Genomic DNA, 26,207 nt, shown 5'->3' with positions numbered 1-26,207 from the left:
CGTCAGAGTGCGCAACTGTCGCTGTCCACCTGCTGGTTCGCGGTACGGCCCTTGGTGATGTCCTCCTGGACCTCGTCCGCGGTGAGCGCGTACCCGGTGTTGGCGTCGTCGAGCGACTTCGCGAACACCACGCCGTACACCTTGCCTTCGGGTGTGAGCAGCGGGCCGCCGGAGTTGCCCTGGCGGACGGTCGCGAAGAGCGAGTAGACGTCGCGGCGCACCGTGCCCCGGTGGTAGATGTCCGGGCCGTTGGCGGTGATGCGGCCGCGCACGCGCGCGGGCTGGACGTTGTACGCGCCGTTCTGCGGGAAGCCCGCGACGATCGCGCTGTTGCCGCTGACCGCGTCCTCGGTCGTGAACTGAAGGGCGGGCGCGTCCAGATCCGGTACGTCGAGTACGGCGATGTCGCGCTCCCAGTCGTACAGGACGACCGTCGCGTCGTACTTCCTGCCCTCGCCGCCTATCTGGACGGTGGGTTCGTCGACTCCGCCGACCACGTGTGCGTTGGTCATCACCCGGCGCTCGCCGAAGACGAAGCCGGTGCCCTCGAGGACCTTGCCGCAACTCTGCGCCGTGCCCATCACCTTGACGATGGACTTCTGGGCGCGGATGGCGACGGCGCTCTTGGCGAGGGCCGGGTCGGGGGGCTGTACGTCGGTGATGGGCTCGTTGGCGAACGGGCTGAAGACCTGCGGGAAGCCGTTCTGCGCGAGGACCGAGGAGAAGTCGGCGAACCAGGTGTCGGCCTGGTTGGGCAGGGCGCGGGACACCCCGAGCAGCACCTTGGAGCTGCGGACCTCCTTGCCGAGCGTCGGCAGCGTCGTGCCGGCCAGGGCCGAGCCGATCAGCCAGGCGACCAGGAGCATCGCCAGGACGTTGACGAGGGCGCCGCCCGTCGCGTCCAGGGCGCGGGCCGGGGACCAGGTGATGAAGCGGCGCAGCTTGTTGCCGAGGTGCGTGGTCAGGGCCTGGCCAACCGACGCGCAGACGATGACGACGACGACGGCGACGACCGCGGCCGTCGTGTTCACCTCCGCGTCGTCGGTGAACGCGCCCCAGATGACCGGAAGCAGATAGACGGCGACCAGACCGCCGCCCAGGAAACCGATCACGGACAGGATGCCGACGACGAAGCCCTGGCGATAGCCCACGATCGCGAACCACACGGCGGCGACCAGCAACAGGATGTCCAGCACGTTCACTGCTTCTAGCCTCGCCTCGTCACTCTGCGGTCACTCCGTCTCGGCTGGGGGCGGGACCCGCGGCGCAGCCGAGGACGGGTGCGGCGTCCCCCAGGAAGACACAGCACGGGGGCTACCCTGTCATGCGCGCCAGTCGAGCGGGACCTGGTTCTCGCGGTCCCAGGGCCGCTCCCAGCCCGCGTAGTGCAGGATCCGGTCGATGATGCCCGCCGTGAAGCCCCAGACGAGGGCGGATTCGACCAGGAATGCCGGACCTCGGTGGCCGCTGGGGTGCGAGGTGGTGGCGCGGTTGGCGGGGTCCGTGAGATCCGCCACGGGGACGGTGAAGACCCGCGCCGTCTCGTTCGGATCGACCACGCCCACCGGTGTCGGGCGGCGCCACCAGCCCAGAACGGGGGTGACGACGAAGCCGCTCACCGGAATGTAGAGCTTGGGCAGCACGCCGAAGATCTGGACGCCGCCGGGGTCGAGCCCGGTCTCCTCCTCGGCCTCGCGCAGCGCGGCCCGCAGTGGCCCGTCGGTCGTCGGGTCGCCGTCCTCGGGGTCGAGGGCGCCGCCGGGGAAGGCGGGCTGCCCCGGGTGCGATCGCAGCGAGGTGGCGCGCTCCATGAGCAGCAACTCGGGGCCGCGGTCGCCCTCGCCGAACAGGACGAGGACGGCGGACTGGCGCCCCGCGCCGTCGCTCGGCGGCAGGAAGCGGCTCAGCTGGAGCGGCTCCACCGTCTCGGCGGCACGCACCACCGGGTCGAGCCAGCCGGGCAGGCCGTCCTTGCTCACCGTCACCGAGCCGCCCTGCCCGTCACTCACCAGCCGACCGTCGTGCGTGTCACTGCCGTGCGTCATCGCCACCCCCGTTCTGTTCTTCCCAACGCCTGCCGGTGCCGTGTTCGTTCCGACCGGCACCCTGGGGTGTTCCCGACCAAGGACGTCGTCCGGCTGCCCGGGGTTCCCCGGCGCGAGCCGTCATCCGGTGCCCTGCGCTGTCCCCAGCGGAGGTGCCGGGATGCCGCCCGCGTCCAGATAGGACTGCGGGGGGTTGAGGCGCTGTCCGGGGAAGCCGCCCTTCTCGTACTTCAGGAGTTGCTTCGCCTTCTCCGGGTCCGTCTCGCCCTCTCCGTACGCCGGGCAGAGCGGGGCGATGGGGCAGGCGCCGCAGGCGGGCTTGCGGGCGTGGCAGATCCGGCGGCCGTGGAAGATCACGTGGTGGGAGAGCATCGTCCAGTCGCTCTTCGGGAAGAGTGCGCCGACGGCCGCCTCGATCTTGTCGGGCTCCTTCTCGTCGGTCCACTGCCAGCGGCGGACCAGCCGCTGGAAATGGGTGTCCACGGTGATTCCGGGACGCCCGAAGGCGTTGCCGAGCACCACGAAGGCGGTCTTGCGGCCTACGCCGGGGAGCTTGACGAGGTCTTCGAGGCGGCCGGGGACCTCGCCCCCGAAGTCGTCCCGCAGGGCCCTGGAAAGCCCTATCACCGACTTGGTCTTGGCCCGGAAGAACCCCGTCGGGCGCAGGATCTCCTCGACCTCCTCGGGGTTGGCCGCGGCCAGGTCCTCGGGGGTCGGGTACTTGGCGAAGAGCGCCGGGGTCGTCTGATTGACCCTCAGGTCGGTCGTCTGCGCCGACAGAACGGTGGCGACGACCAGTTGGAAGGGGTTCTCGAAGTCCAGCTCCGGGTGCGCGTACGGGTACACCTCGGCGAGTTCGCGGTTGATACGCCGGGCTCGGCGGACGAGAGCGGTGTCTGGCACGGGGGCCTTCTGCGGGGGCTTGGCGGGGGTTGTCTTCTTGGCCGAGGTTGCCTTCCGGGCGGGGGTTGCCTTCCCGGCGAGTGCTGACCTCTTGGCGGGGGCCGTCGCTTTCTTGGCGGGGGCCGGATTGGTGGCGGAGGCCGGCTTCTTGGCCGTAACCGTCGCCTTCTCTGGGGCCGCTTTCGCGGGCGCCGTCGCCTTGGTGGCTGTCGTCGCCTTCTTGGCGACTGGTGTGGCCCTCTTCGCGGGCGCCGTCGCCTTCTTGGCCGGCGCCGTCGCCTCCTTCGTGGGCCGCTCGGCCGCCGCCTTCACCGGCACCCGGCTTGCTCCCTTTGTCGCTTTCTTGGCACCGTCCGTGGGATGTTCGCCCACAGCGGAATCCCGACGTGCAACCACCCGCCCAGCCCCCTTGACCTGTGCTCTCACCGGCGTTTTGGACACCCGGCCAGCCTAAAGCCCGGCACCGACATCCGCCCCGGACCCTGGAGATCAGCCCCCAATTGGCCCCCTGCCGCACTGCCCGGGACACCAGTGCGGCAGACTTGTGACTGATCACACTGTTTGGACCGTCCGGCAAGCTGGGGAACACGGTCCCCTGGTACCAAGGGGGAGCCAGATCCCCTGAGCAGGTCGACAAGGAGAGAACTCGTGGACGACGTTCTGCGGCGCGCCCCGCTCTTCGCGGCGCTCGATGACGAGCAGGCCGCGGAGCTCCGCGCCTCCATGAGTGAGGTGACCCTCGCGCGCGGTGACGCTCTTTTTCATGAGGGTGACCCCGGGGACCGCCTTTACGTGGTCACCGAGGGCAAGGTGAAGCTCCACCGCACCTCCCCCGACGGCCGCGAGAACATGCTGGCGGTCCTGGGCCCCGGTGAGCTGATCGGCGAACTGTCGCTGTTCGACCCGGGCCCGCGCACGGCCACGGCCAGCGCGCTGACCGAGGTCAAACTGCTGGGCCTTGGCCACGGCGACCTCCAGCCCTGGCTGAACGCGCGGCCCGAGGTGGCCGCCGCCCTGCTGCGCGCCGTCGCCCGGCGCCTGCGCAAGACCAACGACCAGATGTCCGACCTGGTCTTCTCCGACGTGCCCGGCCGTGTGGCCCGCGCCCTGCTGGACCTCTCCCGCCGTTTCGGCGTGCAGTCCGAAGAGGGCATCCACGTCGTGCACGACCTCACGCAGGAGGAGCTGGCCCAACTGGTCGGCGCGTCCCGCGAGACGGTCAACAAGGCCCTCGCCGACTTCGCGGGCCGCGGCTGGCTCCGCCTGGAGGCGCGTGCCGTGATCCTGCTGGACGTCGAGCGCCTCGCCAAGCGGTCGCGCTAGCCGTACGTCTGTCGTACGACTTCTTACTGAAGGGCCCTGCCGCAAGGTGGGGCCCTTCAGCTGTCACCGGGTGGGGACCCAACGGGCAAAGGGGCGGGACGTACGAGGACGGGGCACCGGAGTCGGTCTGGACCGGGGAGCCGGCGAAACGCTGGTGGCAGCGGAGACCGGCGCCGGCACAGCGGCTGTGGAAGACCGGGCGCGAGACGGTAAGCCCAGGCGCACCGCTGGGCGCCTGGACATCGGGCGGGACCCTCGCCATGGCCCTCTTCGACGGCGTACGGGCCTACGGCGTACGGGTCGATTCCGCGCGGCACCGCGCGCGTGGGCCGCAGCGATCTCGACCTGCTGCTCGTCCTGCGCGAGGAGCCCACCGAGGAGGACCGCGCTGACGCCCGCTCCCTCGACGCCGCGCTGGACAAGGAGTTCGCGCAGGTCGACGGGTCCGGAACGCTCCTGTTCAGCCGTACGCGGCTGCTGAGCGGCCCGGAGACCCACGACCTCGGCTGGTTCGTCGCGTGCCTCTGTACGCGCCTCCTGGGCGAGGATCTGGCCGAGTACCTGCCGCGCTACCGTCCCGACTCGCTCCTCGCCCGCGAGACCAACGGCGACCTCGCGCTGTTCCTGCCGCGCTGGCGCGAGCGGATCGCCGACGCCGCCGACACGGAAGAGGCCCGGCGCCCGCTGGTGCGCTTCATGTCACGGCATCTCGTACGGACCGCCTTCACGCTGGTCATGCCGCGTTGGAACGGCTGGACCAGCGACCTGAAGGAGATGGCCGCGGTCTTCGCCGCGTACTACCCGGAGCGGGCCGAGGAGATGCGGCAGGCGGCCCTCCTCGGCCACGAGCCGAACAGCGACACCGCCGTCCTGCGGTCGTACGTCGACGACCTGGGCCCGTGGCTGGCCGAGGAGTACGCGCGCGTGCACGGCGTCAAAGCCCCGAGGCCTGACTGAGACCTGACCAGAGGTCTGGCTGAGGGCCTGACGAGGGGTACGGGCCTAGATGAGCCCGTGCTCGCGCAGATAGTCCAGCTGGGCGCGGACCGACAGCTCGGCGGCAGGCCACAGGGAGCGGTCCACATCGGCGTACACGTGTGCGACGACCTGGGACGCCGACCGGTAGCCGTTCTCGACCGCCGTCTCGATCTGGGCGAGGCGGTGGGCACGGTGGGCGAGGTAGAACTCGACGGCGCCCTGGGCGTCTTCCAGGACGGGTCCGTGGCCCGGCAGCACGGTGTGGACGCCGTCGTCCACCGTGAGGGACCTCAGCCGCCGCAGGGAGTCCAGATAGTCGCCCAGCCGGCCGTCGGGGTGGGCCACCAGCGTCGTACCGCGGCCGAGGACGGTGTCCCCGGTCAGAACGGCCTGATCGGCCGGGAGATGGAAGCACAGCGAGTCGGACGTGTGTCCAGGGGTGGGTACGACCCGCAGCTCAAGGCCGCCGGTCGTGATCACGTCTCCGGCGCCGAGACCCTCGTCCCCGAGCCGCAGCGCCGGATCCAGCGCCCGCACCTTCGCCCCCGTCAGCCCCGCGAACAGCACGGCGCCCTCGGCATGGTCGGGATGCCCGTGCGTGAGCAGGGTCAGCGCGATCCGCTTGCCCGCCTTCTCCGCCGTGTCCACGACATTGCGCAGATGTACGTCGTCCAGGGGCCCCGGATCGATCACGACCGCCAGCTCGGAGTCCGGCTCGGCCAGGATCCAGGTGTTGGTGCCGTCCAGCGTCATCGCGGACGGGTTGGGGGCCAGGACGTTGACGGCTCGCGCGGTGGCGGGGCCGGAGAGCACCCCGCCCCGCGGCTGGCCGGGGAGGGCGGCTGCGTCGGTCATGCGGGGGCTCCACCGGTCGGGATGTGCTTGGTGAACTCGTCGTGACCGGGCCAGGAGAGGACCACTTCGCCGTTCTCCAGGCGGGCCTTGGCCAGGACGGGGGTCAGGTCGCGGGTGGGTGCCGCGGCGAGGGCGTCGGCGGCCGTGCCGTACGGGATGAGCTGGCGCAGGGTCGCGACGGTGGGCGGCATCATGAGCAACTCGCCCTTGTCGTACGAGGCCGCCGCGTCCGCCGGGCGGATCCACACCGTGCGGTCGGCCTCGGTGGAGGCGTTGCGGGTGCGCTGTCCCTCCGGGAGGGCGGCCACGAAGAACCAGGTGTCGTAGCGGCGGGTCTCGAACTCCGGGGTGATCCAGCGGGTCCAGGCACCCAGCAGGTCCGACCTGAGGACGAGTCCCCTGCGGTCCAGGAACTCCGCGAAGGAGAGGTCGCGGGCGACCAGGGCGGCGCGGTCCGCCTCCCACTCGTCGCCCGTGGTGTCGCTGATGACCGTCTCCGGGGTGCGGCCCGCGAGGAGGACGCCGGCCTCCTCGTACGTCTCACGGACCGCCGCGCAGACGACGGCCTGGGCGGAGGTCTCGTCGCCGCCGAGCCTTTCCGCCCACCACGCGCGCGTGGGGCCCGCCCAGCGGATGTGGTGCTCGTCGTCGCGCGGGTCCACACCACCGCCCGGATACGCGTACGCGCCTCCGGCGAAGGCCATGGAGGCGCGTCTGCGCAGCATGTGCACGGTCGGGGTGTCCGGCCCGTCCTTGAGCAGCATCACCGTGGCCGCCCGCTTCGGGACGACCGGTGTCAGCGTGCCCTCCGCCAGCGCACGGATGCGGTCGGGCCACTCCGGAGGGAACCACTGCCCATTCGCCATGGCCGGAGGCTATCCCCTGCCGGGCGGATGTTCGAGAGGCCCGGGCGATCACCGCGCCCTGCCCCGGACCTGGCCGGGCCGCCTCTCGGCCGCGGGTCGGTGGGGACTGGTCGAGCAGCTCCCCGCGCCCTACAGAGGCACGCCTACGCGACCGTCAGCTCCACCTGGATCTCGATCTCCACCGGCGCGTCCAGCGGGAGGACCGCCACGCCGACCGCGCTGCGGGCGTGGACGCCCTTGTCGCCGAGGACCGCGCCGAGGAGCTCACTGGCGCCGTTCAGGACGGCCGGCTGGCCGGTGAAGTCGGCGGCGGAGGCGACGAAGCCGGTGACCTTCACGACCCGCGCGATGCGGTCCAGGTCGCCGGCGACGGACTTGACCGCGGCGAGCGCGTTCAGCGCGCAGACGCGGGCCAGGTCCCTGGCCTCCTCGGGCGTGACCTCCGCACCCACCTTGCCGGTGAGCGGAAGCTTGCCCTCCACCATGGGGAGCTGCCCCGCGGTGTAGACGTACACACCGGACAGCACGGCGGGCTGGTACGCGGCCAGCGGCGGGACGACCTCGGGCAGCGTCAGCCCGAGCTCCGCCAGCTTGGACTCGACGGCGCCGCTCATGCCTTCTCCCGCTTCAGGTAGGCCACCAGCTGCTCGGAGTTGTTCGGCCCGGGCACGACCTGGACGAGCTCCCAGCCGTCCTCGCCCCAGGTGTCCAGAATCTGCTTCGTGGCATGGACGAGCAGAGGCACGGTTGCGTATTCCCACTTGGTCATACGGGCGACTGTAGCGGCTGTCCCGGGTGGCCTCCCGCGGGCCTCTCGCGCCGCTTCGCCCACACGTTGTCCACAGCCTCCTGCTTAGTAAGGCGGCGGACTGGTTAGGCTCGAATACGTGAGCAGGCTCCAGGTCGTCAGCGGCAAGGGCGGTACCGGCAAGACCACGGTAGCCGCCGCCCTCGCGCTCGCCCTCGCTACGGAGGGCAAGCGCGCCCTCCTCGTCGAGGTCGAGGGCAGGCAGGGCATCGCGCAGCTCTTCGAAACAGAAGCGCTGCCCTATGGGGAGCGGAAGATCGCCGTCGCCCCCGGGGGCGGGGAGGTGTACGCCCTCGCCATCGACCCCGAACTGGCCCTTCTGGACTACCTCCAGATGTTCTACAAACTGGGCGGCGCCGGCCGCGCCCTGAAGAAACTCGGCGCCATCGACTTCGCGACCACCATCGCGCCCGGGCTGCGGGACGTGCTGCTGACCGGCAAGGCCTGCGAGGCGGTCCGCCGCAAGGACAAGAGCGGGCGGTTCGCCTACGACTACGTGGTCATGGACGCGCCGCCCACCGGCCGGATCACCCGCTTCCTGAACGTCAACGACGAGGTTGCGGGCCTCGCGAAGATCGGCCCGATACACAATCAGGCACAGGCCGTCATGCGCGTTCTCAAGTCCAAGGAGACGGCCGTCCACCTGGTGGCGCTCCTGGAGGAGATGCCCGTACAGGAGACGGCCGACGGCATCGCCGAACTGCGGGCCGCGAAGCTGCCGGTCGGGCGGATCATCGTGAACATGGTGCGGCCCGCACTGCTCGACGACGCCGATCTCGAGCTCACGGCAGCCGCCCCCCGTACCGCCATCGCCAAGTCGCTGTCCGCGGCCGGACTCGGCGGCGCCCGGCGCGGCGGAGTCGCCGAGCGGCTGGTGGACCCGCTGCTCGAACAGGCAGCCGAGTACGCCGAGCGCCACACCCTGGAGCGCGAGCAGCGGGCGGTGCTCACGGAACAGGGCCTGCCGCTGCACGAACTCCCACTGCTCGCCGAGGGAATGTCCCTGGCGGGCCTGTTCCAACTGGCCAAGGACCTGCGTCAGCAAGGGATCTCATGAGTTCGGACCCGGCCCGCGCACACGACTCCGCCCGCACGGGCGACTCGACCCGCACGAGCGACTCGACCCACTCGCGCGAATCAGGCCGTGCACGCGATTCCACCCGCACCCGCGACTCCACTCGCGCGGGGGACAGCGGTCACGCCCCGGATTCCGGTCGCGCACTGGAATCGGCACGCCTCCTGATCGTCGATCCGCTGCTCGACGACCCGAAGACCCGCATCGTCGTCTGCTGCGGCTCGGGCGGCGTCGGCAAGACGACCACGGCGGCGGCGCTCGGACTGCGTGCAGCCGAGCGCGGCCGCAAGGTCGTCGTGCTCACCATCGACCCCGCTCGCCGCCTCGCCCAGTCCATGGGCATCGACTCCCTGGACAACACCCCGCGCCGGGTGAAGGGCGTCGAAGGGGACGGCGAACTGCACGCCATGATGCTCGACATGAAGCGCACATTCGACGAGATCGTCGAGGCGCACGCGGACCGCGAGCGGGCGGCCGCGATCCTGAACAACCCCTTCTACCAGTCGCTTTCGGCGGGCTTCGCGGGCACGCAGGAGTACATGGCGATGGAGAAGCTGGGCCAGCTGCGGGCGCGGGACGCGTGGGACCTCATCATCGTCGACACCCCGCCGTCCCGCTCGGCCCTCGACTTCCTGGACGCGCCCAAGCGGCTCGGTTCCTTCCTGGACGGACGGCTGATCCGGCTGCTGACGGCGCCGGCGAAGCTGGGCGGGCGCGCGGGGATGAAGTTCCTGAACGTCGGGATGTCGATGATGACCGGCACCCTGGGGAAGCTGCTGGGCGGCCAACTCCTCAAGGACGTACAGACCTTCGTGTCCGCAATGGACACGACCTTCGGCGGGTTCCGCACGCGCGCGGACGCCACGTACAAGCTGCTCCAGGCACCCGGCACGGCCTTCCTCGTGGTGGCGGCCCCGGAGCGGGACGCGCTGCGCGAGGCGGCGTACTTCGTGGAGCGGCTGGCGGCCGAGGACATGCCCTTCGCCGGTCTGGTCCTCAACCGGGTGCACGGCAGCGGCGCTGCTCAGCTGTCGGCGGAGCGGGCGCTCGCCGCCGCGGAAAACCTCGGACTCGCCGCCGCGGAGAGTCATGACGTCGATGCCGCGGAGAACCCCGACTCCGGTGCCGCGGAAAATCTTGACGGCGCTCGCATTGTCGATCAGGGGGGCGGGAAGGCTGGTCTTCGTAACTCTCCCGACACGTACGACAGTTCAGAATCTCCCGCTTCCGAAGTACCAGCTACCGACGATCCCGACGGAGGCTCCCCCGCCGCCACGGACAGGACTGTCGCCACAAACGGAAACGGGACCGCCGCGGACACCGGCCGGACCGTCGAACAACTCACCGCAGGCCTGCTGAGGCTGCACGCCGAGCGCATGCAGCTGCTCTCCCGGGAGCAGCGCACGCGTGACCGCTTCGCCGCCCTCCACCCCGAGGTTGCGGTGGCCGAAGTGGCGGCGCTGCCCGGCGACGTACATGACCTGGCAGGGCTGCGGGACATCGGAAACCGGCTCGCGGCCGGTCGGCCGGAGCTGCCCGAATCCGGCGCCTGACGCGGCGCCTTCGTGCCATGAAGGGTCTGAGGAGGCCCGAAAAGGCCCCAAGGAGGCCTCAGAAGACCCTGAGGAGACCCGCGGGGCTCCACATCGGACCGTCCGGACCATCGGGCTCCCGCGGGGCCGCCTTGGGCCCGCGGTGGCCCGGAGACCTGAAAGCCTGCGGTGGCCTGAGCGGAACACCCCCTGAGGGGACCGCCCTCAGCCCACCGCCAAGTAGCGCTCGTACACCTCTTCCTCATCAAGGGGCAGCAGGCCCGCACCGCGCTCGTACTCCGTACGCGCGGTTTCGAGCAGGCGTCGCCACGAGGTGACGGTGGGCCGCCGGCGCAACAGCGCGCGGCGCTCCCGTTCAGTCATGCCACCCCACACGCCGAATTCGACGCGATTGTCGAGCGCGTCGGCGAGGCACTCCGTGCGCACCGGACATCCGGTGCACACTGCCTTCGCCCTGTTCTGCGCTGCTCCTTGAACGAACAGTTCATCTGGATCGGTAGTGCGGCAGGCCGCCTGCGCACTCCAGTCGGTTACCCAGCCCATACCGGCGCCGTCCTCTCCCGAATCGAGGCTCCCCCACGGCGGCAGCGGCATATTCACCGCCGCCAGTTGAGGACGTTACGGAAGGTGGGCACAGCGCAACACCCCCTTCGGGCCCAATCTTGAATGGCCCGAACGGACTATGCGTAGGCAGCAGATCACCCGGGGGAGTGACCTGGCGACATGCGTGAGTTTCCCGGCAAACCGGGATAGTTCAGTTGAGTCACAACGGACGCCGGGTGACACACAAGGCGGATTCGGACACACCCCCAACAAAAAGTTGGGCTACCTCCGGAACGATTCGGGGTCGCCGGACGTATTGATACATGGCCGTACTGCTGTGACAGTTGAGAGCAGCTTAGGCCAAGGCCTATACGCGTGTCCGGTGATTGAGAACGTAGGCTGCCCTCATGCCAAAGAAGCGCTCGGGCGGTGGGCTGTCGCCCTTCCAGCAGGCCGCCAAGTTCCTCGGTGTCAGCGTGCTCGCAGGTGCCGTCATGGCCGGAATCGCGCTGCCCGCGGCGGGCGCGCTCGGTCTCGCCGCCAAGGGTTCGGTCCAGAGTTTCGACGAGATTCCGGACAACCTGAAGAGTCCGAAGCTGAGCCAGCGGACCACGATCCTGGACAGCGAGGGCGGCCAGATCGCGACGGTCTACTCACGCGACCGCACCGTCGTCGACCTCAAGGGCATCTCGCCGTACATGCAGAAGGCGATCGTCGCGATCGAGGACTCGCGCTTCTACGAGCACGGCGCGGTCGACCTGAAGGGCGTCCTGCGCGCCCTGAACCAGAACGCGCAGAGCGGCGGAGTGTCCCAGGGTGCCTCCACGCTCACCCAGCAGCTCGTGAAGAACTACTTCGTCGAAGAGGCCGGCGACGACCCGACGAAGGTCGCCCAGGCCACCCAGCAGACCATCGGCCGCAAGATCCGCGAGCTCAAGTTCGCGATCCAGCTGGAAGAGAAGCTGAGCAAGAAGAAGATCCTCGAGAACTACCTGAACATCACGTTCTTCGGGGAGCAGGCCTACGGTGTCGAGGCCGCCGCCCGGCGCTACTTCTCCAAGTCCGCAAAGGACCTGAACCTCCAGGAGTCGGCGCTGCTCGCGGGCATCGTCCAGTCGCCGAGCCGGTACGACCCGGTCAACGACGAGGCGGAAGCCACCAAGCGCCGCAACACCGTGCTGCAGCGCATGGCCGAGGTGGGCGACGTCTCGCAGGCGGAGGCCGGCAAGGCCATGAAGGCGCCGCTCGGCCTGAAGGTCAGCAAGCCGAACAACGGCTGCATCACCGCGGTCGAGGGCGCCAGCTTCTTCTGCAAGTACGTGGAGAAGGTCTTCCTCAGCGACCCGGTCTTCGGCAAGACCAAGGAGCAGCGGGCGAAGATCTGGAACCAGGGCGGCCTGACGATCCGTACGACGCTCGAGCCGCAGGCACAGGAGTCGGTGCAGGCCTCACTCAAGGACCACGTCAACCAGACGGACACGGTCGCCGCGGCGGCCACCCTGGTCGAACCGGGCACCGGCAAGATCGTCGGAATGGGCCAGTCGACTCCGTACGGCTACGGCAAGAACGAGACCGAGTACAACTACTCGGTCAACAACTCCATGGGCGGCTCGAACTACGGCTTCCCGACCGGTTCGACGTTCAAGCCGTTCGTGGCGGCGGCCGCGCTGGAGCAGGGCCGGCCGGCGACACAGGAGTACGCGTCGCCGTACGACATGGAGTACCCGAGCCCCGTCCAGACCTGCGGCAGCCGGCCCTGGGTCAACACGGACGGCGACACGGTGGAGAACGAGGCCGAGTCGGAGGTCGGTCCCTACCGGCTGAAGGACGCGATGGCCAAGTCGGTCAACACCTACTTCGTGCAGATGATCTCCGACATCGGCCTGTGCCCCGTGGTCGACATGACCAACAAGCTGCACGTCACCCAGGGCAACGGCGACAAGCTGCCGCAGAGCCCGTCCATCGCCCTCGGCGCGGTGGGCCTCTCGCCGCTGACGATGGCCACCGCGTACGCCTCCTTCGCCGCCCGGGGCATGTACTGCACCCCGGTCGCCATCGAGTCGATCACGCAGAAGGTCGGCGACAAGCAGAAGTCCCTCGCGGTGCCGAAGTCCACCTGCTCGCGGGCGATGTCCGAGAAGACCGCGGACACCGTCAACACCCTGCTGAGCGGCGTGATCGACTCCGGTACGGGCCAGGCGGCCGGTCTCACCGACCGCGCCAACGCCGGTAAGACGGGTACGACGGACTCCCGCAAGAACGCCTGGTTCGTCGGCTACACGCCGAACCTCGCCGGCGCGGTCTGGGTCGGCAGCGCCACCCAGAAGGTCGAGATGGAGAACATCACGATCGGCGGCGTCTGGCACGAGAAGGTCTACGGCGGCCAGGTACCGGGTCCCATCTGGAAGGACGCGATGACCGGCGCCCTCGAGGGCAAGGAATCCCCGTCCTTCAACCTCGTCAACATCCCCGACGCCGAAAAGCCCAAGGACAAGGGCAACGACGACGGGGACAACGGGGACGACGGCAATGGAAACGGCAACGGGAACGGGAACGGGAACGGAAACAACGGCGGCCAGACCGACGGCGGCCTCACCACGAACGGCGGCACGACCGGCCTCACGACCGGCGGCGAGACCGTCCCGACGCCCACCTTCTCCCTCCCCGAGGGGTTCATCCGGGGACAGGGCAACGGTGGGAACGGGAATGGCGGGCGGGACGGGTAGTTCGTTCCAGGGCTAGGGCTAGGGCTGGCTAGGGCTAGGGCTGTGCTTGAGCGGTTCCTGTAGGTGATACGACGGTGGGGGCGGCCCTGGTTACCAGGGCCGCCCCCACCGTCGTACGCGTGGAAGGGTCGTTCGGGGGTGGAGCGGGCGGGGGTGGTGAGCTGTCGGCTCGGAGCCAGGATCGGTGCGTTGGTGGCTCAGGGTCCATGCCCTGTCGGCTCCGCGGCCGGTGCGTCGCCGGCTCAGAGTTCGGTTCGCCGATAGCTCGGCGTCCGGATCGTCGATGACTCGGTGTCCGGTTCGCCGACGGAATGGCGTCCGGATCGGCGCTCGGATCGGCGCTCGGTCGGTCAGCCGTCCGCGAGGAGCTGCTTGACCACGGCGGCGACGCGGCCGCCCTCCGCAAGGCCCGCGACCTTCGGGTTCACGATCTTCATGACCTGGCCCATGGCGCGCGGCCCCTCGGCGCCCGCCGCCTTCGCCTCCTCGACGGCCTGGGCGACGATCTGCCGGAGCTCGTCCTCGGACAGCTGCTTGGGCAGGTAGGTGGCGAGGACCTCGCCCTCCGCCTTCTCCCGCTCGGCCGACTCGGGACGCCCGCCCTGCGCGAAGGCGTCCGCGGCCTCGCGGCGCTTCTTCGCCTCGCGGGTGATCACCTTCTGCACTTCCTCGTCGGAGAGTTCGCGCTTGGTCTTGCCCGCGACCTCCTCCTTGGTGATCGCGGCAAGGGTCAGCCGGAGCGTCGAGGAGCGGAGCTCGTCGCGCCCCTTGATGGCAGTGTTGAGGTCTTCCTTGAGCTTCGACTTGAGCGTGGTCATGCCGTCGATTGTCGCAGGTGTGGAGAGGCGGCTGCCTGTTGATTTCGGGGCGGTGTCCGTCGCGACGGACCGCGTGCGCGACGGGGTTGTCCACAGGGGGGCACGCCGGGTGGCCGCGGTCTGACACGATGGACGTATGCGCGCGCTATACGGAGTACCCCTGGGAATCACGGCGGTGGGCGCCGCCGGTCTGTTGTACTCGGCAGGGTTCGAGGCCCGTTCCTTCCGACTGCGACGGGTGACGGTGCCGGTGCTGCCGCCCGGCATGCGGCCGCTGCGCGTTCTCCAGGTCTCCGACATCCACATGGTGAGCGGTCAGCGCAAGAAGCAGCGCTGGCTGCGCTCCCTCGCGGGCCTGCGCCCCGACTTCGTCATCAACACCGGGGACAATCTCTCCGACCCCGAGGGCGTCCCCGAGGTGCTGGACGCGCTGGGTCCGCTGATGGACCTCCCGGGGGCGTACGTCTTCGGTTCGAACGACTACTACGGGCCCAAACTCCGCAACCCCGCCCGGTACTTGTTCGAGAAGGCCCAGGGCCACCACGGGCTGAACGGCAACAAGCCTGTCGTGGACGCCATCCACAACCCGTGGGAGGACCTGCGCGACGCCTTCGACACGGCGGGCTGGCTGAACCTGACGAACTCCCGCGGGGAGCTGAAGATCGAGGGCGCCTCCGTGGAGCTGACCGGCCTCGACGACCCGCACATCAAGCGGGACCGGTACGCGCGCGTGGCCGGCGGCCCGTCCGAGTCGGCCGACTTCTCGATGGGCGTGGTGCACGCCCCGTACCTGCGCACACTCGACGCGTTCACCGCCGACGGCTACCCCCTGATACTGGCCGGCCACACCCACGGCGGCCAGCTCTGCCTCCCCTTCTACGGCGCCTTCGTCACCAACTGCGACCTCGACACGGACCGCGTCAAGGGCCTGTCCACGCATACGGCGGAGGGGCGGACGTCCTACATGCACGTCTCGGCGGGCTGCGGCGCGAACCGCTACACACCGGTACGGTTCGCCTGCCCGCCGGAGGCTTCGTTGCTGACGTTGGTGGAGCGGAAGTAGTTCGCGGAGCGGGCGCGCGGCGGTGGGTTGACCGGGCCGGGGGTTGGGCCAACCGGACGGGGTTGAGTCGAACAGGGCTGAACGGGTCGGTCGGAACAGGTTGGGCGCCGGGCGGCTCAGGTCCTGCACGGCCGGGTCCTGGACGACGCGGGTCTCGGACGGCCCAGAATCTAGACAGCCCGAATCGCGGAGGCCGGAGGCCGGATCCCGGAGGCCTTACACAGGGCGTAACCCACCTAGATGACCCGCATCGCCCGATTTGCGGATCCGCTTTAGCGTGGGGCCATGATCGCCCCGATCCCCAAGGACATACCCGACCTCCCCGCGATACCGGGTATCCCCGCGCCGGCCCCCTTCCTCGTCCCCGCGACGGCGGTGGTGGCTCCTGTACGCCGCCCGCTGGCGGCGGCCTTCCGCATCCTCGTGGCCCTGGCGGCCGCGACGGGCGTGGCCATCGACCTGATCCTGGGCAGCCCGCTCCGCGTGCTCAGCTACTTCACGGTCCAGAGCAGCCTGCTAGTGGCGGTGGTGTTCACCGCCTCGGCCTGCCGCGCGTGGACGGCCCGCCGACCGCTGCCCGGCGTGATGACCGGCGGCACCCTGCTCTACGTCTTGATCACGGGCCTGGTCTACCACCTGATCCTGGCGAACGAGTCCAGCGTCTTCTCGATGACGGGGGACGCCGCTCCACCCACCGGCTGGCAGGCGGTTGCCAACCACCTCCTGCACACGGTGACGCCGATCGCGGCCGTGGTGGACTGGCTCCTGCTGACCCGCCCGGCGCCACTGGCCTTCCGCCACGCGGCGGCCTGGCTCCTCTATCCCCTCGCCTACCTGGCCTTCTCGCTGGCCCGCGGGGCGATGATGTCGCCGGGGACCCCGGCGCGCTATCTCTACCCCTTCATGGACGTAGACCGGCACGGCTACCCGAGCGTCCTCGCCAACGCCCTGCTCCTCGGCCTCACCTTCTACGCCCTCGCCATCCTCCTCGTCACCCTCGATCACCTCCGCCCCGACCTGGTCCGCCGCCGGTCCAGACACCCCGAAACCGGATTTCGTCTCCAGCCACCAGTGGGCTAAAGTAAACGACGTCGCCGCCACACCAGCGACAATCGGGGTGTAGCGCAGCTTGGCAGCGCGCTTCGTTCGGGACGAAGAGGTCGTGGGTTCAAATCCCGCCACCCCGACATGTGGAATACCAGGTCAGGCTTGGTGCTGAGAGATCAGCGCCGGGCCTGATTTGGTTTGTGGCCCTGTTTTGGGGGCTATTTGGGAAGCGGGTCCCGGCGAGTGGTGTTTCGCCTGTTGCGGTTCCGCGGTGCAGCGGCGTCATGAGAGGCACGGCGGGCTGCGGTTCGACGGGCAGCCGCCCGGCTGGCAACCTCCTCGGCCATGCCGCCCCTTCGGCCATGCCGCCTCTTCGGCTGGGTCGCTCTTCCGTAGCTGGGCCGCACCGTTCGGTACTGGTCCCTCCCCACGTGGGGACCGGTACCGAACGGTGCGGGCTGTGCCGGTCCGGCCGTGGTGTCGTACCGGCTCGGATCGAGGCGAAGGGGACCTGGGGCCTGGGGCCTGGGGTGTGTGGCGGCGGTGGTTTGGGCGGGCGGGACGGCTTCGCGGGTTCTTGGCTCGCGCGGCGTGGCTCTTGCCGCCGTGTCGTCACTCCGACGGAAGTTGACCGAAAACATGCAGCGTCATGGGTCGCTCTGCGAGCACTGGGCTGGTGGCCTGTCCGGGCGGTGCGCGGTTCATGTGTTCCTGCGTCACGATCCTGCCAGTTGTGGCCTCCACGGAGGAGGTTCCGGAGGCCGCGCGATGCCTTAACCGCAGGTCAGCCGTATAAGGTGAGTTATCCGGTCCGGATGATCAGATGCGCGGGAAGTTATGGGGTGGAGGCCTTGAGTTCCGACTCAGGGGCACGCACAGCCTTCGCGGAGCGTCTCGCCCTGCTCTACAGGGAGGCCGGCAATCCTCCCCTCAGCCGAGTGTCCCAAGCGGTCGTACGACTTCAGCGCGTCGACGAACGAGGGCGCCCCGTACGGGTGTCCGCGCAGCGCATCAGTGACTGGCGACGGGCCAAGAACGTACCCGCCCAGTTCACCGCCCTCGCGGCGGTCCTCCAGATCCTGATCCCCGAAGCACGGCGCTCGCGGCCCACGCCGGTGTCCCCCGGCCTGTACGACCCTGCCCAGTGGCAGCGGCTGTGGGAGCGAGCGGTGGCCGACCCCGTCGGTGACCGCGCCGGGGCGTCCGTGGCAGCGGCTGAAGCGGCAGGGGACGAGCAGTCGGGCGTCGAGGACCCGGCGCTCGGGGGGGTGTGCCCGTACCGGGGGCTGGCTTCCTATCGTCAGCAGGACGCCCGGTGGTTCTTCGGGCGTGAGCGGAGCACCGACGCGCTCATCGCCCAGCTCCACGCCGCGGAGAAGACCGGTGGCCTGGTGATGCTCGTGGGGGCCTCGGGTGCGGGCAAGTCCTCCCTCCTGAACGCCGGTCTGGTGCCCGCCCTCCGGGACAGCGGACGGGGAGACGGCGGACGGGGGGAAGGCGTACGCGGAGACCGCGGACGAGGGGAAGGCGCACGCGGAGACCGCGGACGGACCAGGACGGTGCTGCAACTCGTACCAGGAGCCGATCCGCTCGCCGAGCTGACCCTCCGGATACCCGGGCTCGCGGAGGTCGTCCCCGCGCTGGGGGAACCGGCGGCCAAAGGTCCCTGCACCCCGGGATTCGCGCACCGGGTGAAGGAGGCCGTGACGGCGTGGGCCGTGGGCGAGACGTCCGCCGCCGGCCGGCCGGTCCTCATCGTGGACCAGTTCGAGGAGGCGTTCACCCTCTGCTCGGACGAGGCGCACCGGCGGGCCTTCATCCAGTTGCTGCACGCCGCGTGCTCGCCGGCGGACGCCGGTGAGCCGGCCCCCGTACTGGTGGTCCTGGGCATCCGCGCCGACTTCTACGAGCAGTGCCTCAGGTATCCCGAACTGGCCGACGCCCTGCAGCACCGGCACATGGTGCTCGGGCCGCTGGCCACCGCGGAACTGCGCGAGACGGTGACCGGCCCGGCCAAGGCGGTCGGCCTCGAACTCGAGCCGGGCCTCGCGGAGTTGATCGTCCGGGAGCTGAGCGCCGACGGTCCCCGCGGGACGCACGACGCGGGTGTGCTGCCGCTCCTCTCGCACGCCCTGCTCGCCACCTGGCAGCGGCGGAAGGCGGGCAGGCTCACGCTGGCCGGCTACCGCGCGGCGGGCGGCATCCAGGGAGCGGTGGCGGCGACCGCCGAGCGGGCCTGGTCCGGTCTCGACCCGGCGGCACGCACCGCCGCGCGACTGCTGCTCCTGCGGCTGGTCAGGCTCGGCGAGGACACGCAGGCCACCCGCAGACGGGGAACTCGCCGCCAGTTGGCGGACGAGTCGACCGACCCCGGCAAGACGGAGGAGTCGCTCGAGGCGCTGGTCCGCGCCCGGCTGGTGACGCTCGACGCGGAGACCGTGGAGATCACCCATGAGGCGCTGCTGCACGCCTGGCCGCGCCTGCGCGACTGGATCGACGAGGACAAGAACAGCAACCTGCTGCGCCAGCGGCTGGAGGAGGACGGCAGGGCCTGGGAGGGGTCGAAGCGCGACACGTCACTGCTCTACCGGGGTTCCCGTCTCGAACAGGCCCGTGACTGGGCGAAATGCGCCGGGGACCTCTTCCTGACCCGGAGCGCGGTGGAGTTCCTGGCCGCGTCGGTCAGGCTGCGCAGGCGTACGGTCTGGATCGGCCGTGCCGCGGTGTCGGCGCTGGTCGTCCTGGCGGTGCTGGCCGTCGGGTCGGCGGTGGTCGCGTGGCAGCAGCGCAACGACGCGGTGTTCGAGCAGGTGGTCGCCGAGGCCGACCGCGTCCAGTACTCGGATCCCTCGCTCTCAGCCCAACTCGACCTGGTGGCCCACCGTTTGCGGCCGCACGACGAAGGCGCGAACAACCGGCTGATCTCGATCGTGAACGCGCCGCTGGCCACACCGCTGCTCGGTCACACCGGCGCCGTGTACCTCACCTCGTTCAGTCCGGACGGCCGGATCCTGGCCACCGCCAGTTACGACAGGACCGTACGGCTGTGGGACGTGGCGGACCCGACGCGGCCCGTGCCACTGGGCGAGCCCCTGACCGGCCACACGAGCTGGGTGAGCAGCGCGGTCTTCAGCCCCGACGGCCGCACCCTCGCCAGCGCCTCCGACGACGGCACGATCCGGCTGTGGAACGTGGCCGACCCCCGCCATCCCGCCCAGCTCAGCACACCCCTGACCGCGCACGGCGGCACGATCTACCTGCTGGCCTTCAGCCCGGACGGGCAGACGCTGGCCTCCGCCAACGAGGATCACACCGTGCGGCTGTGGGACATGCGCAATCCGCGGCGGCCGCAGGTGCTCGGCAAGCTGACCGGTCCCGCGGCCGCCGTGCGTTCCGTGGCGTTCAGCCCGGACGGGCGGACGCTCGCGGCGGGCGGCGACGACGACATGATCAGGCTGTGGGACCTCGCCGGTCCCGGTCGTCCGGCGCGGATCGGCAAGGAGCTGACCGGCCACACGGACCTGGTGCACTCCGTGGCGTTCAGCCCCGACAGCCGTACGCTCGCCAGTGGCAGCGCGGACGACACCGTACGGCTGTGGGACGTGGCCGACCGCCGGCATCCCGCGCAGCTCGGGCCGCCGCTCACCGGTCACACCGGGCCCATCTGGTCGGTTGCCTTCAGCCCGGACGGGAGCATGCTCGCCGCCGCGAGCGCGGACAGTACGGCGAGCCTGTGGAACGTCAGCGACCCGGCCTACCCCTCGCAGGTCGGGGAGCCGCTCGCGGGGAGCAGCGGCGAGATGTACGCCCTGGGTTTCAGCCCCGACGGCCGTACGCTCGCCACCGGGAGCGGTGACAGCAAGGTCCGCCTGTGGTCGATCCCGACGTCGGACATGATCGGCCGGATAGGGGCGTTCCGTCCGGACGGTCAGGTGCTGGCCACCGCGGCGCGGGACGGGCGGGTCCGGCTGTGGGACGTGGCGCGGCCCGACCGGCCCAGGTCGCTGGGCGAGGCCATCACGCCCGCGCGGGGCGATGTGCGTTCGATGACCTTCTCCCCCGACGGCCGCACCCTCGCGGTGCTGACGGCGGGCGCCGTACAGCTGTGGACCGTCACCCGCCCGGCACGGCCCGTCACCCACGGGCCGGTCGAGCTGCGGACCCGGTTCGCGGGCCCCGACACGCTGGCCTTCAGCCCGGACGGGCGCACCCTGGCGACCGGCTACGAGGACCGCACCATCCAGTTGTGGGACGCCGCCGACCCGCACCGCCTGCTGCCGCTGGGCGCTCCGCTCACCGGCCACAAGGGCTATGTCAACTCGCTGGTCTTCAGCCCTGACGGCCGCACGCTCGCCAGCGGCAGCGCGGACGACACCATCCGGCTCTGGAACGTGGCCGACCCCCGGCACGCCTCCCTGCTCGGCTCGCCTCTCACCGGGCATCTGGGGCCCATCAACGCGCTCTACTACAGCCCGGACGGAAAGACGCTGGCCAGTGGCAGCGACGACGACACGGTCCGGCTGTGGGACATCGCCGACCCGCTCAGGGCGACGCGGCTGGGCAAGCCCCTGTCCGGCCACACCGAGGCCGTCGTGTCGCTCACGTTCAGCCCGGACGGCCGCACTCTGGCGAGCGGCGGCAACGACAACACGGTCCGGCTCTGGAACGTCGGCGACCCGTCCGACGCCTCACCCATCGGGCAGTCGATGAGCCCCAACGCCAAGACGGGCAATTTCCTGTCGTTCAGTCCCAAGAGCCACATGCTCGGGGTGTCGAGCGGCGTCGACACCGTCCGGCTGTGGAACCTCGACGTCGACGAGGCGATCCGGCGCATCTGCTCGACCACCCGGGGTGTGCTCACCTCGGAGAAGTGGCACGAGTACCTGCCTCGGCTCTCGTACGAGCCTCCGTGCGAGGAGTGACGGAGTCGTGCCGCTCGCCGTACGGACGGCACGGCGACACGTGATCCCGATCACAACTCCTCTATACAGCTGGGCAGTCGACTCCCGCCGCTCAATCAGCCTTGTTACTCTAGGGTTCGACCCGATCGCTGGTGCATCCCCCGTCTCCAGCGGTCGGGTTCTTCCATGTCCGCTCGCGGGCGCCGTTCGCCACTCCGCCGGAAAGCTGGTGAGTGCCGCCGTGAGCCGGTGCGTCGTCGTTGTCACGGCCGTCCATGGGCCCTCGGCCCGCTTCCTGCCGGAGGCCCACCGGTCGCTGTGCGAGCAGCGGCTCCCGCGGGGGTGGGAGTGGCACTGGGTGATCCAGGAGGACGGGAGCACCGACGCGGTCGCCCCCTACGTGCCCGACGACGAGCGTGTGACCTTCCGGCAGGGTCGTCCCGGCGGTCCCGGTGTCGCCCGGACCATCGCGCTCGCCCATGCCGACGGCGAGTACGTCAAGGTGCTGGACGCCGATGACCGGCTCACTCCGGGCGCGCTGGCCCGCGACCTGGCCGCCCTCGAGGGTGACCGCACCCTCTCGTGGGCGACCTCCCGGGTCCTGGACCTGCTTCCCGACGGCTCGACCAGCGCGTTTCCCGGGGACCCCGACAACGGGCCGATCGAGCGCGGGGCCGTGCTCGACTTCTGGAAGGCGAACGGTTTCCTCGCGCAGGTGCACCCGGCGACGCTCTTCGTACGGCGTGATCTGCTGCTCGCGCTCGGCGGGTGGATGGCGTTGCCGGCCTCCGAGGACACCGGGCTGCTCCTCGCGCTGAACGCCGTCAGCCGCGGCTGGTTCTCGGCGGAGGTCGGGCTGCTCTACCGGAAGTGGGCGGGGCAGGCGACGGGCCAGGCCTCGCACGTCGATCCCGTCGAACGGGAGGCTCGGATGGCCGTGGTGGAGGCCAGGGCCAGGGCGTTGGCCGGGTTCGGGTGGGGCTGTCCGGGGGCGCCGGCCGAGGGGGACGGGGCGACGGCCGAGGGCGACGGGGGCGACGGGGGCGACGGGGGCGACGGGGGCGACGGGGGCGACGGCTGAGGGAACGGGGGCGGCGGGGGGCTGAGGGAACGGGGGCGGCGACGTTGGGGTGGGGATCGCCCTGGACAAGCGCCTCCACATCCAACCCGGAGAACACCGGATCGCCGGGGATCTCTCTAGACCAGCGCCTCCACATCCAGCCTGGAGAACACCAGGTCGCTCTCGCCGGGCAGCGGTCCCCGCCATCGCATCGGGACGCGGGGCGCGGCGCTCAGGGCGCGTGGGTAGCTGCGCGGGGAGTAGTCGTTCTCCATGCGGTAGACGTGGAAGCCGGCGCCGGTCATGGTCTTTAGCAACTCGTCGGCGGAGTCGCCGAGTTGGGCCATGCGGCCGGGCGTGACCTCGATCGAGATCTCGGCGTCGGGCCGGAGGTCGTCCAGCATGGGCGCGAGGCCGCGGACGACCTTGCCCTCCGCGCCCTCCACGTCGATCTTGATCACCCGGGCGTTCGCGACCTCCGCCGGATCGAGCAGTTCGGGCAGCGGAAGGGCCTCGATGGTGAACGTGGACTCCGCGGGGCCGTCGTAGGGGACGATGCTGTTCGCCCCCATGTTGCGGGAGCTCGCCAGCACGAACGTCAGCGTCTGGCGGCTGTCGGACACCGCGACGTTGACCGCGCGAAGGTTGTGGCAGTCGTTGAGCCGGGCCTCGCCCAACAGGCGTTGGTGGAACACCGGTGAGGCCTCGATCGCGACCACCCGCCCCTGCGCGCCGACGAGTTGCGAGGCCAGCACGCTGAACACGCCGATGTTGGCGCCGACATCGACGAACCCGTCCCCCGGTCCCAGCCGACTCCGGAGCCAGCTCGTCATGTGCGGCTCCCAGACCCCGAACAGGTACAGATACCGCTGGATCAGATCCTGGGTGTCGACGGCGAACCGCGCACCGGACCGCGTCTCGACGACCCGTCGGCGCGGATGCTCCCTCAGATGGGGATTCAGCAGGCGCTCGGCCAGCAGCGCCTTGCCGAACGAGCCCGGCGCGCCCCGCACATACCGGCGCCCGACGGTGACCAGCGCCTCCGAGACGGGGTGACTCGTCCGCCCCGTCACCGGTCGGCGATGACGATCGCCTGGGACGGGCACCAGTCGGCCGCCTCCTGGACCTCCGGATCGGCGCCGCTGTCCTCGCCGCCCGGCAGGACCGTGCCGTATCCGGTCTCCGCCAGGACGAACACGGCGGGGACCCGGTGGGCGCAGTCACCTGAGCCGTAACACCGCTCGTGGTCGACGGAGACCTTCATTTCGTACTCCCGTTGCAAGAGGGCGCCGTCCCTCTGAGCGGGCCGACGCGCCGGTCGGAAGCCAGGTGGCTTCCCCTCTTGACTGCCCGCCGGACCCTCCGCCGAACCGACGGCTACCCGGCGGCACGGATGGCTCCGGCGGCACGGGCGACCTCGGCGGCACGGGCGGCCCCGCGACCGCCGGCCCCTGGATCGCGCCCGCCGGGAGACGGGCCTCTAGACGCCCTGGTCGAAGGGCAGTTGCAGCATCCGAATGGCGTTGCCCCGCAACAGCTTGTACGTCACCTCCGCGGAAAGACCGGCCACGTGGTCCTCCGCCACCTGCTTGGTGTGCGGCCAGGTCGAGTCGACGTGCGGATAGTCCGTCTCGAAGGTCGCGTTGTCCACGCCCACGGTGTCGATGGAGGCGATGCCGTGCTTGTCCCGGAAGAAGCAGCAGAAGATCTGGCGGTAGTAGTACGTCGAGGGCGGCTCCGGGATCAGGTCCTTCACCCCGCCCCACGCGCGGTGCTCCTCCCAGACGTCGTCGGCGCGTTCGAGGGCGTACGGGATCCAGCCCATCTGCCCTTCGCTGTAAGCCAGTTTGAGGCGGGGGAACTTCACCAGGACGCCGGAGAAGAGGAAGTCCATCATCGACGCCATGGCGTTGTTGAAGCTGAGCGAGGCCTGGACGGCCGGCGGTGCGTCCGGCGACGCGGCCGGCATCTGCGACGAGGAACCGATGTGCATGTTGACCACGGTCCCGGTCTCCTCGCACACCGCGAAGAACGGGTCCCAGTAACCGGAGTGGATCGACGGCAGCCCCAGGTACGTCGGAATCTCGCTGAAGGTCACCGCCCGTACGCCACGGGCCGCGTTGCGCCTGATCTCGGCGACGGCGAGGTCGATGTCCCACAGCGGGATCAGGCACAGCGGGATCAGCCGCCCTCCGCTGTCGCCGCACCACTCCTCGACCATCCAGTCGTTGTAGGCGCGGACGCACGCGAGCGCGACCTCCTTGTCCTTGGCCTCCGCGAAGGTCTGCCCGCAGAACCGCGGGAAGGTCGGGAAGCAGAGCGAGGCCTCCACGTGGTTGAGGTCCATGTCCGCGAGACGCGCCTTCGGGTCCCAGCAGCCGCGCCGCATCTGCTCGCGCGTGATGCCGTCGAGGGTCATCTCGTCCCGCGAGAAGCCGACGGCCGCGATGATGCGCTTGTACGGGAAGACCTCGTCCTCGTACCTCCACCAGTCGGTGATCTGACCGGCCGGGTCCGTGGTGAAACGGTACTTCCCGCCGATGTACTGGAGGTCACCGATACCGGCGGTGAAGGGCTTCGGCCCCAGGTCGCGGTACCTGCTCGGGAGCCATGTCTCGAAGAGGTGCGCGGGCTCGATCACGTGGTCGTCCACGCTGATGACCCTGGGAATTTCCCCGGTGCCGCTCTGGGTACTGACCACGTCCCACTCCCTGCTGCCTGTCGAAATCCCCGACGCTGCCTGTCGAATCTCCGTCTCGTATCCGACGGCCGAATCGCCATCCCGTATCCGGCGGTCGTATCTGACGGTCGTATCTGACGGTCCATCAGATTCACGGATTCAGGCTAGGCGACGCCACTCCCGACAGCAAGAGCAAGCACGTACGCCGCCGCACGGCTCTGGCCTCTTCACGCCGTACCTGCCATCCTCCGGGCACTGTCGTCCCGGCAGACGAGGAGACGGAGATGAGCGACCCCGCGCGGACACCGCGGACGAGCCACGCAGCGCGCACCCGGAGCGCCGCGTTCCGGGCCGCCGCGACCGCCCACCACATTCAGCGGCAGGACTCCGGGGCGGACCTCGACGAGGCACCCGGAAGTGACCCGGCGGAGAAGGAGACCGCCTGGAAAGCCGCTCACGCCGCCCGCGTCGCCGCCCAGGCCCTCGCCGTCCTCACCGAGAGCGCCCCCGCGCCCGCCGCCGACTCGCGCTGCGCCAGGAACGCCGCCGCCTCCGCCGCCCAGGCCGCCCGGATGGGCAGGCTCCACGACGGCGCGAGCGAGCCGTCCGTCGCCGCGTGCGACGCCGCTCTGCTCGCCTCCCGGGCCGCCGCGGACGCCGCGGGCGCGGAGGGACTGGGCGCGAACGAGACGTTGAACGCCAGGGCGGACGCGGCCGAGGCGGCCGCCGTCGCCGCCGCCGAACAGGCGGGCTGGATACGGCCCGGCGAGGAACTTCCGCAGGTGTCGACGGGTGTGCGCAGCCCCGAGGTCATATCGATGCTGCATCTCTGACGGGGGCCCGGCCGCGGTCCTCCGGGACCGCCGTCGCGCCCCTCGTGGGGCTCCCGTCCGGCCACGGCGTTTCTTTCCGATCATCCGAATCGTTGGTCTTGTCGTGTCCGCCCCTCCACTGCCCTGACCA

The 26,207-nt window shown here is 70.5% G+C and carries 22 protein-coding genes and 1 tRNA gene; 11 read left to right on the top strand and 12 right to left on the bottom strand.

All coding sequences use genetic code 11. From position 1 onward, the window contains the following. Positions 1 to 2: 2 nt before the first annotated feature. From ACIBLC_RS22910 to nth, 3 genes are all read right to left on the bottom strand, one after another. The gene (locus ACIBLC_RS22910; RefSeq protein WP_399212969.1) at positions 3 to 1,202 is read right to left on the bottom strand and encodes a MarP family serine protease; all 1,200 of its coding nucleotides are present in this window, start codon (positions 1,200 to 1,202) and stop codon (positions 3 to 5) included. A 120-nt stretch (positions 1,203 to 1,322) separates the two neighbouring features. Continuing rightward, positions 1,323 to 2,045 (bottom strand): NUDIX hydrolase, encoded by a 723-nt coding sequence (locus ACIBLC_RS22905; RefSeq protein ID WP_399212968.1) that lies wholly within the window; start codon positions 2,043 to 2,045, stop codon positions 1,323 to 1,325. Positions 2,046 to 2,165: 120 nt separating this feature from the next. Continuing rightward, positions 2,166 to 3,266, bottom strand: a complete 1,101-nt coding sequence (gene nth / locus ACIBLC_RS22900) for an endonuclease III (protein WP_399212967.1) — start codon at positions 3,264 to 3,266, stop codon at positions 2,166 to 2,168. Positions 3,267 to 3,596: 330 nt separating this feature from the next. On the opposite strand from nth, the gene ACIBLC_RS22895 reads away from it, so the two are divergent. Next, positions 3,597 to 4,271 (top strand): Crp/Fnr family transcriptional regulator, encoded by a 675-nt coding sequence (locus ACIBLC_RS22895; RefSeq protein WP_016642758.1) that lies wholly within the window; start codon positions 3,597 to 3,599, stop codon positions 4,269 to 4,271. A 303-nt stretch (positions 4,272 to 4,574) separates the two neighbouring features. Next, on the top strand, positions 4,575 to 5,228 hold the full coding sequence (locus ACIBLC_RS22890; RefSeq protein ID WP_399213184.1) for a nucleotidyltransferase: 654 nt from the start codon (positions 4,575 to 4,577) through the stop codon (positions 5,226 to 5,228). A 45-nt stretch (positions 5,229 to 5,273) separates the two neighbouring features. On the opposite strand, the gene ACIBLC_RS22885 is transcribed toward ACIBLC_RS22890, so the two are convergent. The 4 genes from ACIBLC_RS22885 to ACIBLC_RS22870 form a co-directional block, all read right to left on the bottom strand. Continuing rightward, on the bottom strand, positions 5,274 to 6,104 hold the full coding sequence (locus ACIBLC_RS22885) for an MBL fold metallo-hydrolase (RefSeq protein WP_399212966.1): 831 nt from the start codon (positions 6,102 to 6,104) through the stop codon (positions 5,274 to 5,276). Next, positions 6,101 to 6,970 (bottom strand): NUDIX hydrolase, encoded by an 870-nt coding sequence (locus tag ACIBLC_RS22880; RefSeq protein WP_399212965.1) that lies wholly within the window; start codon positions 6,968 to 6,970, stop codon positions 6,101 to 6,103. The genes ACIBLC_RS22885 and ACIBLC_RS22880 overlap by 4 nt, the downstream gene beginning before the upstream one ends. 143 nt (positions 6,971 to 7,113) lie before the next feature. Continuing rightward, positions 7,114 to 7,584 carry a RidA family protein gene (locus ACIBLC_RS22875; RefSeq protein WP_399212964.1) on the bottom strand — a complete coding sequence of 157 codons (471 nt, stop codon included), beginning with the start codon at positions 7,582 to 7,584 and terminating at the stop codon, positions 7,114 to 7,116. Beyond that, the gene (locus tag ACIBLC_RS22870; protein WP_355686832.1) at positions 7,581 to 7,739 is read right to left on the bottom strand and encodes a DUF4177 domain-containing protein; all 159 of its coding nucleotides are present in this window, start codon (positions 7,737 to 7,739) and stop codon (positions 7,581 to 7,583) included. The genes ACIBLC_RS22875 and ACIBLC_RS22870 overlap by 4 nt, the downstream gene beginning before the upstream one ends. 118 nt (positions 7,740 to 7,857) lie before the next feature. On the opposite strand from ACIBLC_RS22870, the gene ACIBLC_RS22865 reads away from it, so the two are divergent. Next, the gene (locus ACIBLC_RS22865) at positions 7,858 to 8,835 is read left to right on the top strand and encodes an ArsA-related P-loop ATPase (protein WP_399212963.1); all 978 of its coding nucleotides are present in this window, start codon (positions 7,858 to 7,860) and stop codon (positions 8,833 to 8,835) included. After that, a complete protein-coding gene (locus ACIBLC_RS22860; protein WP_399212962.1) occupies positions 8,832 to 10,406 on the top strand; it encodes an ArsA family ATPase in 1,575 nt (524 codons plus the stop codon). Before ACIBLC_RS22865 ends, ACIBLC_RS22860 begins: the two co-directional genes overlap by 4 nt. A gap of 204 nt (positions 10,407 to 10,610) precedes the next feature. Here ACIBLC_RS22860 and ACIBLC_RS22855 read toward each other — a convergent pair whose 3' ends face one another. Then, a complete protein-coding gene (locus ACIBLC_RS22855; protein WP_365430232.1) occupies positions 10,611 to 10,949 on the bottom strand; it encodes a WhiB family transcriptional regulator in 339 nt (112 codons plus the stop codon). A 407-nt stretch (positions 10,950 to 11,356) separates the two neighbouring features. On the opposite strand from ACIBLC_RS22855, the gene ACIBLC_RS22850 reads away from it, so the two are divergent. After that, complete coding sequence (locus ACIBLC_RS22850) at positions 11,357 to 13,675, top strand: transglycosylase domain-containing protein (protein ID WP_399212961.1); 2,319 nt, start codon at positions 11,357 to 11,359, stop codon at positions 13,673 to 13,675. A 350-nt stretch (positions 13,676 to 14,025) separates the two neighbouring features. Here the strand turns inward: ACIBLC_RS22850 and ACIBLC_RS22845 are convergent, their stop codons facing one another. Continuing rightward, entirely contained in the window at positions 14,026 to 14,493 is a 468-nt protein-coding gene (locus ACIBLC_RS22845) for a GatB/YqeY domain-containing protein (RefSeq protein ID WP_399212959.1), read from the bottom strand. A gap of 136 nt (positions 14,494 to 14,629) precedes the next feature. Here ACIBLC_RS22845 and ACIBLC_RS22840 point away from each other — a divergent pair, with 136 nt between their 5' ends. From ACIBLC_RS22840 to ACIBLC_RS22820, 5 genes are all read left to right on the top strand, one after another. Then, positions 14,630 to 15,556 carry a metallophosphoesterase gene (locus ACIBLC_RS22840; RefSeq protein WP_399212958.1) on the top strand — a complete coding sequence of 309 codons (927 nt, stop codon included), beginning with the start codon at positions 14,630 to 14,632 and terminating at the stop codon, positions 15,554 to 15,556. 285 nt (positions 15,557 to 15,841) lie between these two features. After that, positions 15,842 to 16,636 (top strand): Pr6Pr family membrane protein, encoded by a 795-nt coding sequence (locus ACIBLC_RS22835; protein ID WP_399212957.1) that lies wholly within the window; start codon positions 15,842 to 15,844, stop codon positions 16,634 to 16,636. Between the two features lie 33 nt (positions 16,637 to 16,669). Then, positions 16,670 to 16,743 (top strand) — tRNA-Pro (locus ACIBLC_RS22830). 702 nt (positions 16,744 to 17,445) lie between these two features. Further along, on the top strand, positions 17,446 to 21,525 hold the full coding sequence (locus ACIBLC_RS22825; RefSeq protein ID WP_399212956.1) for a hypothetical protein: 4,080 nt from the start codon (positions 17,446 to 17,448) through the stop codon (positions 21,523 to 21,525). 208 nt (positions 21,526 to 21,733) lie between these two features. Beyond that, positions 21,734 to 22,585 (top strand): glycosyltransferase family 2 protein, encoded by an 852-nt coding sequence (locus ACIBLC_RS22820; protein WP_399212955.1) that lies wholly within the window; start codon positions 21,734 to 21,736, stop codon positions 22,583 to 22,585. Between the two features lie 116 nt (positions 22,586 to 22,701). Here ACIBLC_RS22820 and ACIBLC_RS22815 read toward each other — a convergent pair whose 3' ends face one another. From ACIBLC_RS22815 to ACIBLC_RS22805, 3 genes are all read right to left on the bottom strand, one after another. Next, positions 22,702 to 23,637: an FkbM family methyltransferase gene (locus ACIBLC_RS22815; protein WP_399212954.1), complete on the bottom strand. Its 936-nt coding sequence runs from the start codon at positions 23,635 to 23,637 to the stop codon at positions 22,702 to 22,704. Then, entirely contained in the window at positions 23,634 to 23,828 is a 195-nt protein-coding gene (locus ACIBLC_RS22810; RefSeq protein WP_399212953.1) for a ferredoxin, read from the bottom strand. Before ACIBLC_RS22810 ends, ACIBLC_RS22815 begins: the two co-directional genes overlap by 4 nt. Positions 23,829 to 24,044: 216 nt before the next feature. Beyond that, positions 24,045 to 25,265, bottom strand: a complete 1,221-nt coding sequence (locus ACIBLC_RS22805) for an amidohydrolase family protein (protein WP_399212952.1) — start codon at positions 25,263 to 25,265, stop codon at positions 24,045 to 24,047. Between the two features lie 263 nt (positions 25,266 to 25,528). Here ACIBLC_RS22805 and ACIBLC_RS22800 point away from each other — a divergent pair, with 263 nt between their 5' ends. Beyond that, a complete protein-coding gene (locus ACIBLC_RS22800) occupies positions 25,529 to 26,077 on the top strand; it encodes a hypothetical protein (protein WP_399212951.1) in 549 nt (182 codons plus the stop codon). Positions 26,078 to 26,207: the final 130 nt, after the last annotated feature.

Origin of the sequence: Streptomyces sp. NPDC050535 (assembly GCF_044457665.1) — a bacterium.
Lineage (GTDB): Bacteria > Actinomycetota > Actinomycetes > Streptomycetales > Streptomycetaceae > Streptomyces.
This window is presented reverse-complemented; position numbering and strand designations above follow the sequence as displayed.